The organism is Mycobacterium sp. IS-2888, from assembly GCF_001954215.1.
Classification (GTDB): Bacteria; Actinomycetota; Actinomycetes; order Mycobacteriales; family Mycobacteriaceae; genus Mycobacterium.
On record NZ_MBET01000025.1, the window covers coordinates 75271 to 87683 of the forward strand.

General features: G+C 66.1%; 13 protein-coding genes and 1 pseudogene. 9 read left to right on the forward strand and 5 right to left on the reverse strand.

Going from position 1 to position 12413, the window contains the following annotated elements; genetic code table 11:
- Positions 1 to 3 precede the first annotated feature (3 nt).
- Positions 4 to 852 (reverse strand): hypothetical protein, encoded by an 849-nt coding sequence (locus A5745_RS04395; RefSeq protein WP_083662709.1) that lies wholly within the window; start codon positions 850 to 852, stop codon positions 4 to 6.
- Between the two features lie 83 nt (positions 853 to 935).
- On the opposite strand from A5745_RS04395, the gene A5745_RS04400 reads away from it, so the two are divergent.
- The 7 genes from A5745_RS04400 to A5745_RS04430 all read left to right on the forward strand — a co-directional run bounded on the left by A5745_RS04400 (position 936) and on the right by A5745_RS04430 (position 6991).
- The gene (locus A5745_RS04400; protein WP_076115231.1) at positions 936 to 1715 is read left to right on the forward strand and encodes an alpha/beta hydrolase; all 780 of its coding nucleotides are present in this window, start codon (positions 936 to 938) and stop codon (positions 1713 to 1715) included.
- Positions 1700 to 2494, forward strand: a complete 795-nt coding sequence (locus A5745_RS04405; protein WP_254848496.1) for an SDR family NAD(P)-dependent oxidoreductase — start codon at positions 1700 to 1702, stop codon at positions 2492 to 2494. The genes A5745_RS04400 and A5745_RS04405 overlap by 16 nt, the downstream gene beginning before the upstream one ends.
- On the forward strand, positions 2491 to 3363 hold the full coding sequence (locus A5745_RS04410; protein ID WP_076115233.1) for a TIGR03619 family F420-dependent LLM class oxidoreductase: 873 nt from the start codon (positions 2491 to 2493) through the stop codon (positions 3361 to 3363). The genes A5745_RS04405 and A5745_RS04410 overlap by 4 nt, the downstream gene beginning before the upstream one ends.
- Complete coding sequence (locus tag A5745_RS04415; RefSeq protein ID WP_076115234.1) at positions 3360 to 4088, forward strand: hypothetical protein; 729 nt, start codon at positions 3360 to 3362, stop codon at positions 4086 to 4088. Before A5745_RS04410 ends, A5745_RS04415 begins: the two co-directional genes overlap by 4 nt.
- Complete coding sequence (locus A5745_RS04420; protein ID WP_076061036.1) at positions 4070 to 4564, forward strand: lipoprotein LpqH; 495 nt, start codon at positions 4070 to 4072, stop codon at positions 4562 to 4564. The genes A5745_RS04415 and A5745_RS04420 overlap by 19 nt, the downstream gene beginning before the upstream one ends.
- A gap of 196 nt (positions 4565 to 4760) precedes the next feature.
- The gene (locus A5745_RS04425) at positions 4761 to 5747 is read left to right on the forward strand and encodes an alpha/beta fold hydrolase (RefSeq protein WP_076115235.1); all 987 of its coding nucleotides are present in this window, start codon (positions 4761 to 4763) and stop codon (positions 5745 to 5747) included.
- The gene (locus tag A5745_RS04430) at positions 5744 to 6991 is read left to right on the forward strand and encodes an MFS transporter (protein ID WP_254848497.1); all 1248 of its coding nucleotides are present in this window, start codon (positions 5744 to 5746) and stop codon (positions 6989 to 6991) included. Before A5745_RS04425 ends, A5745_RS04430 begins: the two co-directional genes overlap by 4 nt.
- An 86-nt stretch (positions 6992 to 7077) precedes the next feature.
- Here A5745_RS04430 and A5745_RS04435 read toward each other — a convergent pair whose 3' ends face one another.
- Positions 7078 to 7728, reverse strand: coding sequence for a TetR/AcrR family transcriptional regulator (locus A5745_RS04435; RefSeq protein ID WP_076061033.1), 651 nt, complete (start codon positions 7726 to 7728; stop codon positions 7078 to 7080).
- Between the two features lie 163 nt (positions 7729 to 7891).
- Between A5745_RS04435 and A5745_RS04440 the strand changes: the two genes are divergently transcribed.
- Positions 7892 to 8677 (forward strand): spirocyclase AveC family protein, encoded by a 786-nt coding sequence (locus A5745_RS04440; protein WP_076115236.1) that lies wholly within the window; start codon positions 7892 to 7894, stop codon positions 8675 to 8677.
- A gap of 4 nt (positions 8678 to 8681) precedes the next feature.
- On the opposite strand, the gene A5745_RS04445 is transcribed toward A5745_RS04440, so the two are convergent.
- From A5745_RS04445 to A5745_RS04455, 3 genes are all read right to left on the reverse strand, one after another.
- Entirely contained in the window at positions 8682 to 9872 is a 1191-nt protein-coding gene (locus A5745_RS04445; protein WP_076115237.1) for a cytochrome P450, read from the reverse strand.
- Entirely contained in the window at positions 9869 to 10858 is a 990-nt protein-coding gene (locus tag A5745_RS04450; protein ID WP_076115238.1) for an LLM class flavin-dependent oxidoreductase, read from the reverse strand. The genes A5745_RS04445 and A5745_RS04450 overlap by 4 nt, the downstream gene beginning before the upstream one ends.
- A 67-nt stretch (positions 10859 to 10925) precedes the next feature.
- Positions 10926 to 11996 carry a dihydrodipicolinate reductase gene (locus tag A5745_RS04455; RefSeq protein ID WP_076115239.1) on the reverse strand — a complete coding sequence of 357 codons (1071 nt, stop codon included), beginning with the start codon at positions 11994 to 11996 and terminating at the stop codon, positions 10926 to 10928.
- A 157-nt stretch (positions 11997 to 12153) separates the two neighbouring features.
- On the opposite strand from A5745_RS04455, the pseudogene A5745_RS04460 reads away from it, so the two are divergent.
- A pseudogene (locus A5745_RS04460) lies at positions 12154 to 12413 on the forward strand (dihydrodipicolinate reductase); the annotation flags it as partial.

Consider the following 12413-nt stretch of genomic DNA (forward strand, 5'->3'; position numbering starts at 1 on the left):
ACTTCAGTCGCCCCAGCTTCGCAGGAACGCCTCGGTTACCCGGGCGGCGTTGCCGGCCGCGACCTTGTAGTAGTGGAAGAACTGGAACGGAAAGCCCGGCAGGTGCAGTGGGTCTCCGGGCCCGTCCGAGATACCGCGGATCCCCAGGAATGGGACGCCGTGTGCGTCCGCCACGGCCTGCGCAGCGGCGGTCTCCATGTCCGTCGCGTCGAAGGCCGGGTCTGCCGCCGACCTGATCTTCAGGTTGCTGAGCAGCGCCTTTCTCAGCCAGGGCAGCGCCGCCTGAAAGAAGTTGCCGGTATGCAAACGCGACCGGTCCGGCGCGCTGCCGGGTTCGCAGCCGAAAACGTTGCCGCCGTTCGGGATGCAGGGGAACGCCGCGCCGTTGTTGTTGTCCCAGCTGCACCCGTCGCCGCCGACGAACACCTGCGGGTAGCGCGGCAGGTTGACGTGCGCCAGCTCGACCGACAACTTCTTGGCCGTGGCCAGCATGCCGGCATCGACCGGACGAAACCTCGCGCCCTCGTCCAGCGTCCACCGCGCCGGTACGGCGACATCCGCGATGCTGGTGCGCCCGCCGCCGCCGGCGACACCCGAAAATACCACCGCGGCAATGGAAGTCGCGTGGGCAAAATGCGCGAGGGCGATCTCGGTGGTGTCGGCGGCGTTCACCATGCCGACGCCGGTCATCGCCACGACCACCTTCTTGCCTGCGATCGTGCCGAGGTAAAAGTGCCGACGGTCGGCAACCACCACGGGCTTGGGGTCCAGCGTGGTGTGCGACAGCACCGCGTCGGCCTCGGCCGGAAACGCGGACAAGACCAGCGTGCGCTGTTCACAATCCGGCATCATGGTGCAGCACTTCCTAGGGCTCGGCAGCGGTCACATTCTAAGTTCCGCCTCGCCACGGGTGGCCTAAAGCTAATCTCAGCGGCGTGCTCGAAGTGATCGAAAAGCGGCCCTCCCATGAATCCGACATACCACTGCTCTTCGTCCACGGCGCTTGGCACGGCGCGTGGTGCTGGGACGAGCATTTCCTCGACTTCTTCGCGGACAAGGGCTACCGATCGCTGGCCCTGAGCCTTCGCGGGCACGGCAAGAGCCCCGCACCCAAGCGCATGCAATTTTGTTCGATGGCGGATCTCGTTGACGACGTCGATTCGGTCGCGAGGAGCCTGCCCAGACCACCCATCGTGATCGGCCACTCCATGGGCGGCTTCGTCGTGCAGAAGTACCTGGAGTCGCACGATGCGCCGGCCGCCGTGCTGCTCGCCCCCGTCCCTGTGAGAGGGGTCGCCGGATTCCTGCTGCGCAGGTTCCGGCGCCACCCGTGGTTGACCGCAACGGAACTGGCGAAGACCAAATCACTGCGCAGCATCGGTGCCACACCCGAATTGGCCCGCGAAAGTTTCTTCTCCGAGCTCACTCCCGATGCCGACCTGGCGCGCTACACCGCACAGCTCGGCGAAGAGAATCTCGGAAAGCACGTGCTCGACATGCTGTTCCTCAACCTGCCCAGACCAAGTCGCATCACCACCCCGCTGTTGGTCATCGGCGCCGAGAGAGACGGTTGTTTCACGCAGCGGGAAGTCCGCGCGACCGCGCGTGCGTATCGCGTCGAGGCCGAGCTCTTCCCCAAAATGGGCCACGACATGATGCTCGAGCCCGGCTGGGAGGCCGTCGCCCAGCGAATCCACGAGTGGCTCGAAACATGATGGGCCGGCTGGCCGGCAAGGTCGCGATCATCACCGGGGCCAGCACCGGACTGGGGCCGGTGCTGGGCTCGATGTTCGTCCGCGAGGGCGCCCGGGTCTTGCTCGCCGCACGCCGCGAGGAGCTGGTCCATAGCGCCGCCGAAGCGGCGGGTCCCGGTGCCATCGCGATGCGGGCCGATGTGACCTACGAGCGTGACGTCGCCGCCATGGTGACGCGAGCGGTCGACGAGTTCGGCCAGGTCGACATCCTCTGCAACAACGCGGCCGCGCCCGGTCAGGACCGCTGGATCTGGGAGCAGACGCTGGACAACTGGAACGCCACGATCGCCATCGATGTCACGGCGGCGATGCTGTGCACCCGCGAGGTGCTCAACCGGTCGATGTTGCAGCGCCGTCGCGGGGTCATCCTGAACTTCTCCTCGACGGCCAGCTACACCGGCATGGTTCGCAAAACGCACTACGTCACGGCGAAGGCGTCGCTTCGCGCGTTCACCAAGGCCGTTGCGCTGGAAGTGGGTTCGTACGGCATTCGGTGTAATTGCATAGTGCCCGGCGCCATCGACACCGAACTGTTTCGCGACTGGGTCCAACGGATGGCCGACGAGCAAGGCGTTGACTTCGCGACTCAGCGCGCAACGTCCCTCAAAGGAGTTGCGCTGCAAGATATTTCCTCGCCCGACGACGTCGCCAACCTGGCGCTGTTCCTAGCCAGCGACGAAAGCCGTACCATCACAGGGCAATCGATTCCCGTCGACGCCGGAGGGTACATGCAGGGATGAGCGCCGCTAAGCTGTCGGTCGCAACGCCGGTGGTGACGATGCTGCCCGGGTCCAGTGGCGATTGGGAGAAGACCGCGTCGATCGACGACCTGGCGCAGATTGCCGAAGCCGCAGACCAACTCGGCTACCACCACCTGACCTGTAGCGAGCACATCGCGCTGCCCGCTGCCGAACGGGCTCGCCGCGGCACGCGTTACTGGGATCCGCTGGCCACGCTGGGCTACCTGGCCGCACGCACCCAGCGAATACGGTTGGCCACGCACGTGCTGGTGCTCGCCTATCACCACCCGCTCGAGATCGCCAAGCGCTACGGCACCTTGGACAAAGTCAGCAAGGGCCGACTCATTCTCGGAGTCGGCGTGGGCAGTCTCAAGGAAGAGTTCGACCTCATCGGGGCGCCGTTTGACGATCGCGGACCGCGCGGCGACGATGCGTTGCGGGCGCTGCGCGCCTCCCTGTCGGTCGTCGAACCGGCATACCGCGGCGAGTTCTATGCGTTCGACGGGATGGTCGTCGACCCCTGCGCCGTCCAGGAACATGTGCCAATCTGGATCGGTGGACGCACGCTGCGCTCGCTGCGCCGGGCCGCGACACTCGCCGACGGCTGGGCTCCCTTCAGCGTGAGCCCACGCCAGGTCCGAGACTGGTTGGGCCGCTTCGAACTTCAGCCCGGGTTCGAGGTCGTCCTGCCACCCGCGGTGCCGCTGGACCCGATCAACGAGCCGGAACGCACCCGCGACGTCCTCGCGGACACCGCCGCACACGGCGCCACCATCGTCAGCGCGTGGTTCACCCACACGTCGCTGCAGCATTACCTGGAGAATCTGCACGCGCTCGCGGAGCTGCACGCCCCCGAGGGATCCCCGTGAACCGGGTCAAGGCAGGTGTTTTCAGCCTCACCGCGGCGCCACCACCCGACGACGACGGCAGCTACTTGCGCTGGCACCTGCTGGATCACATGCCGGAGCAATACCAACTGCCGGGCATCGTGCACGGGTTGCGCTGGATCGCCGACGGCGACTACGCCGAGCATCGCTTGGCGGCCGACGGACCGCTCGGCGAGGTCGGCAACGCCGTGCACTACCTGGTCGGCGACCCCGTGGAACAAACCTTTGACGACTTCGTCGTACTCGGTCGCACCCTGCGCGACAATGGCCGCTTCCCCGCCACACGACCGTCGCTGCAAGTGGCCGGGCTGCGCCTCCTGCAGTGGCAATCCGCGCCGCGCGCACTCATTTCCGCGGAGGTCGTGCCGTTCCGGCCGCACCGCGGCATCCTGCTGATCGTCGAAGAGCCCACCAACGGCCGCTCCGACGAGTGGCTGCAATGGCTGCACGCCGAACACTATCCGGCACTGCTCGCCACGCCCGGCACCGCGGGCGCCTGGACATTCGGGTCCACCACCGCCTGGCAGATACCGCGCGGTTGGCGAAGGGACCACCAATACATCACCGTCGTTTACCTCGACGACGACCCGCTCACCGTCACCGGTGCGATGGCGCCGCTGATCGAAGAGCGGTGGCGATCGTCTGCCGTACGACCCGTGTTCGCCGGCCCGCTGCGGACCATGATCAGATGGGAAGCGTGGCCGTGAGACAAATCGTCGTCGGTGTCGTTGTCCTGGTGGCCGTCACGTCGGCCTGTTCCACCAAAAGAGGCGCCCCTCCGGCAAGCTCGAGTCCGGCGGTGTCCGGCGCCACCGTCATGCTCGACCAGCACACCCACACCATCTACAGCAGAGTCGACTGCAGTACCTCCGCGGCGAAACCGAGTGCGACACCGGCGGAGTCGGGAGATCTGACCACCCGCATCACCGTGCATGACGATGCAGCGTCGATATCGCTGGCGCTGTCCGACGAGATACCACCGAGCGTCGACGGCTTCGCCATCTCGCTCAAGGTGGAAGACGGTCAATATCAGTTGCCCTACCAGTCGGTGCAGACTCCGACTCAGGTCCAGGCGAGCAAGGAGGGCAAGAGCTACACGGTGACCGGGGCGGGCCAAGGGTCGGCGCCCGGACAAAGCAGCACGCGTCAGGTGACATTCGGGATTCACGTGACGTGCCCGTGAAGGGCTCTCGCAGTCCCATCGGTCACTACAGTCACCAGAGATATGCGGGTGACCTTTTGCCCGCCTCACAGCGACAACCCCGGCCATTGCTACACCGACGTGCCCCGTTGTCGCTGTGAGGCGGGCAAAATGGCATAGCCCGAACTTTCTGTGACACGTGTTGTCTAACCGCGATTCCCTCTGGGATGCTGGCAGCTTGGACATCTTCGCGGAGTGGCAGAAGGGCAGTACCGAACTTCGTTGGCGGTCGACCACCGCTGCCAACGACGGGCAGGAACTTACCGTGTTCAGCCGCCGCTGCGGCACGCCCGGGGCACCCGCACTGGTACTGGTGCACGGCTTTCCGACGTCGAGCATCGACTACTTCGCCCTGTCAAATGAGCTGAGCGCCGAGTTCGACATGTATCTGCTGGACTTTCCGGGCTACGGATTGTCCGACAAACCACCGGAGCCGTACGTCTATTCGTTGTACGACGACGCGCGCCTGCTCGTCTACGCGATCACCCAGGTGTGGAACCTGAGCCAATACCGCATGCTCACCCACGATCGAGGAAGCAGTGTCGGCATGATCGCGCTGGAGATGTTGGCGACGCACGACCAAGCGGCCGTGCCCGTCGACCTCATCTTGACCAACGCCAACATCTACCTGCCCCTGTCGAACCTCACCGCGTTCCAAACCGCGATGCTCGACCCCGCCACGGGACGCGCCACCGCGGCGGCGACGACGCCGGAGCTGCTCGCGGCCGGCCTGGGAGCCAGCACCTTCATGCCGCGGCGGACGGCGCAGGACCCGGAGATCGCCGCCCTGGCGAAATGTTTCGCCCACAATGACGGCATCCGCGTGCTGCCCGACACGATTCAGTACCTGAACGAGCGCGCCGCCGACGAAACCAGTTGGCTCGAAGCGCTTTCCAAGAGCGAAGTCAACACCACGGTGGTCTGGGGCGTGCACGACAACGTCTCGCCGCTGCGTGTCCCCAACCACGTCTGGCAGGCGTATCTCAAGGACAAGCCCGGTCGAAACCGCTACTGGGTGCTGCCAAGCGCCGATCACTATCTGCAGTGCGACGCCCCCGGGCAATTGGCCCAGATCGTTCGCCTCACGGCCCAGGGGGACGACATTGCGCTCCAGACGCTCGGGAATCAACCCGACGGCGCGGTCCTGGTGGATCAAAGCGCGTGACCGGTTACGCCGACGAGGATCGTCGTGACGCGGTAATCGACGACGCCGGCGACCGGCGTTGGCTGACCCCCGGCGTCGGGGCGGTGGGAGCGGCGAGCTTCTTCTCCGATGCGGGCCACGAGGCCACCACGTCGGTGCTGCCCGCGTTTCTGACCGGCACACTGGGCGCCTCCGCGGCCGCACTCGGCGTCATCGACGGGATCAGCGACGCGCTGATCGGCGTGATGAAGCTGGTCGGCGGACCGCTCGCCAACGATCCCGACCGGCGAGGACGGGTTTCGTCGGCCGGTTACCTGGGCACCGCGTTGGCGACCGGGGCGATCGGCGCGGCGGTAACGGTATGGCAGGTCGGGATTCTGCGCGCCCTCGCCTGGGTCTCTCGTGGCGTGCGGGGGCCGTCGCGCGACGCCCTGCTGGCGTCCCTGATCCCGGACTCGGCACACGGCAGGGCATTCGGGCTCGAACGCGCCGGGGACAACCTGGGTGCGGTGGTGGGCCCGCTGCTCGCGGCCGGGCTGGTGGCCTGGGTTGGCATCCGCCCCACGCTGTACCTGGCCGCAATTCCGGGGTTGTTCGCCGTGGCCGCGATCCTGGTGGCCGCACGCGAGGCCCGTCGCCGCAACCACTCCAACGGCCGCCCGGCCAGGCGGAGATTCGAGTTCGGTGCTCTGCGCGACGCCGGAATGCTGCGCGCCTTGCTGCCGGTGGCGCTATTCGAATTCGGCAACGTCGCAACAACTCTGCTGATCCTGCGTTCCACTCAGCTACTCACTTCCCCGCACCGGACGGTGACCGCGGCGACGTCGCTGGCGATCCTGATCTACGCGCTCCACAACGCGGTCGCCACGGCGGCTTCGCTGATTGCCGGGCGATGGTACGACGGGACCGGCCCACGCACGGTATTCGCCACCGGCGCGGCCGTCTATGTCATGGGCTATGCGGTGTTTGCGGCCGGCCCGCACAGCGCGCTAGCCATCGCGCTGGGCTTCGCGCTTGCCGGAGCGGGCATCGGCCTGGCCGAACCCACCCAATCGGCCGTTGTTTCCCAGTTGCTTCCGGACCGGTTGCGCGGCAGCGGATTCGGTGTGCTCGGTGCGGTACAGGCAACGGGTGACGTGGTGGCCACGGTCGTCGCGGGCGTGCTCTACACGGTGGCGTCGCCCGCGGTCGCCTTCGGCTACGCGGCCGCGTGGATGGCCGTCGCGATCGTCGCGTCGGGCCTGCTACGGCCGTCGCGGGCGTAACGCTGCGGGGCTCGAACGTGACGCTGCAGTCACGTTCGAGCTCCAGCGTGACTGCAGCGTCACGCTCGAGGCGCGATGGCCTTAGGTCAGTCGTTGCGGTGCAGGAAGCCGTGCAGGATCGCCTGGACGAGTTCCTCGACGATGACCTTCCTCGACGGCTGCTTGGTCCCAAAGTACGTCGAACGCAACGCGGCCATGCCGGCGATCATCGCCACCGTCGAATGGGCCGGCAGGTCAGGATGATCCGCGCGCATCCCACGCAAATGCATGCCCTCGGCGCTGATCCGGCCGAGCACCTTCAGCGCCCGCCTGACGTCGGCAATGCCGGCGTCGGCCATTTCCTCCGCGCTCAGCGTCTGCGATGCCATCAGCGTCAACAGGAGACCCTGGTGTTCGACGAACACGTCGTAGAGCTGCCCGACGAAGTGCCCGGCCAAGTCCTCCTCGTTGGTCTCCTCGGGGATAACCGACTGCCACGTCCGGCCGAATTCGTCGACGAAACTGGTGAACGGCAGGACGAGGGCCTCCCGGAACAGCGCTGCCTTCGAACCGAAATGGCGGAACAGCAGGTGTTCGGTGACGCCGGCAGCCTGGGCGATTTCACGCGTCGTGGTGCTGCGGTAGTCCTGGCGCGCAAACAGATCTCGCGCCGCGTCGAGCAGGAGCTTGCGCGGCGCGCCACGGGGTCGGCGCGTGGCGGCAGGGGGCGTCTTCGTTGTGGAGGGTCGCTGGGACACGTCTTTTAAGATAGCATCCACTATCTACTCGACCTCGTAGCGAAAGGGGCGCGGACGTGGGCGCTGTCATCATGCTCGGCACGCTGTTCGGCCTGATCGTCCTGATATTCGGCTTGGTGCTTCGCTACGACCCACAAGCACGCCGGGGTCAAGGGCGCGACCAATGACCACCGCGATGACGCCGTTGATGCAGGCGGCCAGTGGCTTCGCCATCGTGGGGGGCATCGCGTTTACCGCGGTCGGTCTGTACCTGAGCATCCGCCAGGGCCGCGTGCACCCGCTCCTGCTCCTCTGCATCTCGGCGATCTCGTTCTCGTGGATCGAGGCGCCCTACGACTGGGCGATGTACGCACAGTTCCCGCCCGCTATCCCCCGCATGCCGTCGTGGTGGCCGCTGAACATGACGTGGGGTGGGTTGCCCTTGTTCGTTCCTATCGGCTACATCTCCTACTTCGTGCTGCCCGCCGTGACGGGCGCGGCGCTCGGGCGATGGCTGAGCTCGAAATTCCAATGGCGCAGGCCCACAACGCTATTGACTGTCGGCCTCGTCATCGGGTTCTGCTGGGCGCTGCTCTTCAACGGGTTCCTCGGCGCGAAGCTCGGCGTCTTCTATTACGGCCGCGTGATCTCCGGGCTCGCGATACGTGAGGGGACCATCCATCAGTATCCGCTGTACGACTCCCTCGCGATGGGCATCCAGATGATGGTCTTCACCTACCTCCTCGGGCGGACCGATTCGGAGGGACGAAATGTCATCGAGACGTGGGCCGACAAAAGGTCGACGAGTCGTCTGCAAGCATCGGTGCTGTCCATCGTCGCCGCAGTCGTCATCGGAAATGTGCTCTACGGCGCGGTTTTCGCGCCGCATCTCGTGACGAAGCTGGGCGGCTGGGTGACCGCGGGGCCGACGGGCCAGTTGTTCCCGGGCGTCCCGAACCAACCCAAGTAGGCGCCTAGCCGGTGAAGACCGGCAGCTTCGACCAGCCCCGCACGCTCGACGTGTGTGCCTTGCGGGCGTTGGCGTAGTCGACTTCCCAGTCCGGCCAGCGCTTGATGACCTCCTCCAAGGCGACCCGCGCCTGCATGCGCGCCAACGCCGATCCAAGGCAGAAGTGCAGCCCGTGGCCGAAACTGAGATGGGTGTCGCCACGATGGATGTCGAACTTCTCGCCCTCGGGATACCTACGCTCGTCGCGGTTGGCGGATCCGTTGAGCAACAACATGATCGAACCCTCGGGAATCGTCGTGCCATGAGACTCGACGTCGCGGGCGACGTACCGCGCCTGGACCGGTGAGGGCGCCTCGTAGCGCAAGACCTCCTCGATGGCCATCGGGATCAGCGACGGGTTCTCGACGATCTGCCGCCGCTGGTCGGGGTGTTCGGCCAGCAGCTGGCCGGCGAAGCCGATCAGGCGCGTGGTGGTCTCGTTCCCCGCGCCGGCGATCATGCTGGTGTACTGCAGCACCTCGACCCGCGTCAGCCGCCGGGTCGATCCGTCCTCCTCGACTTCGGCGTTGAGCAACTGGGTCATCAGGTCATCGGAGGGGTGGTCCACTCTCCAGTCGATGTAGTCGGCGAACATCTGATAGCTCTGCTCGAAAAACTCTTTCGTGGCGGGCCTGAACGTGCCCTCTTTGAGGGTGAGTGATCGGCCGCCGCGGTCGCGAATCGACTCCTGGCTGTCTTCGGGGATGCCCAGCAGGTAGCCGATCGTGCGCATCGGGATCATCGAACCGAGGTTCTCGACGAAATCGAACTTTCCCGTTCCCACCAACGGGTCGAGCGCACGAACGCAGAACGCCCGGGTCAGCGGCTCGATCGCCTCCATCCGCCGCGGCGTGAAAACCCTTGAGAGCAAACGACGATGCAGATCGTGAATCGGTGGGTCCTCGAAGAGGATGATTCCCGGCGGAACCTCGACACCACTCATGATGATGTCCATGGTGGTGCCGCGGCCGGACCTGAAGGTGTCGAAGTTCATCAGCTCGCGAGAGACATCCTCGTACCGGCTCAACGCGTAGAAGTTGTACTTGTCGTTGTGATACAGCGGGGCTTCGTCGCGCAGCCGCTTCCAGACGGGATACGGGTCGTCGTCGATGTCGAAATCGAACGGGTCGTAGTACACCCCGGTCGCACTGGTCATAGCGATGTCCTCTCCGACAGAGCCTCGGGCAGCACGACCTCGCCAACCCGCTTGAGGTATGGCCACGCGACTTCGGGCGGCAAGCCGCCGCACAACGGCGACAAGTTGAGTACCTGCCCGGAGCGAACCCGCGAAATCGCTTCCGGCACAGAGATGATCACGTGGGACTTCCCGGCCTCGCGCAGCTCGTCCACCGTGGCTACGTGCGAGAAGCCGGCCGTCGTCTCGTCCCCGGGATTCCAGGCGGCATAGGTTCGCACGTCATGCAACAGATGCTCGCCGAGCTCTTCCCACGCCTGGTCCACGTCTTCGGCCACGAAAACGACTGACGGGGTGTCGCGGCTGGGAAACATCGTCGGGCCGGGCGTATGACCGTGCTGGCGGCATGCCTCCTCGTAGGCCTCCTGCATGCCGGGTTCGTTGGCGTTGCCCAGCATGCCCAGGCCGTACCTGCCGGCGCGGCGGGCTGCCGCCAATGTTCCACCGCCCCACATCATCGACGGCCCGCCCACGGTCAGCGGCGTGGGCGTCACCGTGATGCGACGCCCATCCTCGTCAACGGTTTCTCCGGCGAGCAACCGGCGCAACAGCCCGAGCTTTGCGTCGGCGAGCCTGCCGCGCTTGGTGATTTCCAAGCCGAAGTGCTCGAACTCCTCGGGCCGGTACCCCAGCGCCAGGGTGTAGGACGCCCGCCCCCCGCTGACGATGTCGAGGACCGCCATGTCCTCGGCCAGCCGGACCGGGTCGTAGAACGGCAGAATCAGGATCAGGTTCATCGCCAGCCGTTGTGTGCGCGCCGCAATGGCCGGCGCCAGGATCATCGGCGACGGCAGGTACCCGTCCTCGGACCCGTGGTGCTCACACAGCACGGCGGCGAGGCCACCGTGATCCTCGGCCCAGGCACACATCTCGGGCACAGCGGCGTACAGCGCGGCTGGCGGCGCTCCCCAGGAAGGAGCGCGCATATCGAAACGCAGTGTAAACACCCAAACTCCTAGATGACCTAATATTTGTCCACGTACGCTACGTGCCTGCTGAGAGCTGCGTCAACGTTCAATCAAAGACGTCCCGCGGCAGGGTCGTCGGGATGTCCAGCGAGCTGAGCAGCCCGGGCGGCGCATCGACCACGTACGGGATCGCGTTGACCACGCGCATGGCCGTGGCCGCCATCGCAGCGCGCCCCGCGCCGCGACCCTCGGCCGCCCCCAGGGTCATGACGCAGTGAATGTCCGGATCGCCTTCGATGTCGACCCGATAGGTCGCGTCGCATTCCGACGTCGGCCACCCGGGGGCGACGTCGCGGGCCATCCGGATGATGTGTTCGATCACGATGGCCTCGCGGCCCTTGACGACGCCCGCCGCGCGGGTCCGCACCGCGCCGCAGGTGCCCGCCTTGACGGTGCCGAACGCGACCTCGATATCGCGATCGGTCAGCTCCCTGTCGAGGGAACCGTTGATGCGCTCGACCTCGACCCCGAGCCCGCTCGCGATCAGGTATATCGGTGCCTTCCAGGCTATTTCGATGAATCCCGGCGTCGAGAGCATCGGCTCGAAATCGAGTGGACGGCCGAAGCCCATCCCGTCCATCATCACGTCGGCCACCGGGTAATGGTCGTTGAGGGCGACCTCGCTCGCCGTGATGGTGCGGATTCGCTTCGACTGCGTAGTCATCAGCAACGCCAGCTGATCCGAGGCGAAACCCGGAAAGATGCCCGAGACATAGAAGGATGCGCCGCCGGAGCTGGCGGCCGCCTCGAGTTGGTCGCGCCATTCCGGCGCGACATACGAAGGTGGATACACCAGACTCGTGGACGACGTCGACACGACATTGATCCCTGCCTTTAGCAGCCGCAAGTAGTCGGGCACGGCGGCGCCGTCGCGCTCGGGACCGCTGGCCGCGTAGATGACGCAATCGGGTTTGAGGGCGATCAGCGCGTCCGCGTCATTGGTGGCGGCGAGGCCGATCGGCTCGCCATTGGCGAGTTCGCCGGCGTCCCTGCCGACCTTCTCCGCGGAGTGCACCCACACGCCGACCAGATCCAGATCGGGGCGTCGGTGGATAGTGCGGATCGCGATCGACCCGATGCCGCCGGTCGCCCAGACCACTACGCGCTGAGCTGCCATTTCGTACCTCCTGTTAAGAGAGCGCACACTATCCTAACGAACAAATTTTAGGTTATGGTGCTGTTGATGTTCACGCTTAGGTTCGACCTGCGTGCGCCGGAGTGGGCCGGGCCGCCCGATGTGGCGTGGCCATACCTCGAACGCGCCGCGGCCGCTCATGAGTAGGGAGGTGAACCCCGTGCGTACCGTTGTGTGGTCGACGGGGGGAGTTGGGTCGATCGCCATCGATGCGATCCGCCGCCGGCCCGACCTGGAACTCGTTGGGGTATGGGTGCATTCGCCCGACAAAGTCGGCCAGGACGCCGGGGAATTGGCTGGCATCGAACCGTTGGGTATCGCGGCCACCAACGATGCCGACGCCTTGATCGCCCTGGCGCCCGACGCGGTGGTGTATGCCGCGAGCGGTCCCGAGCGCGA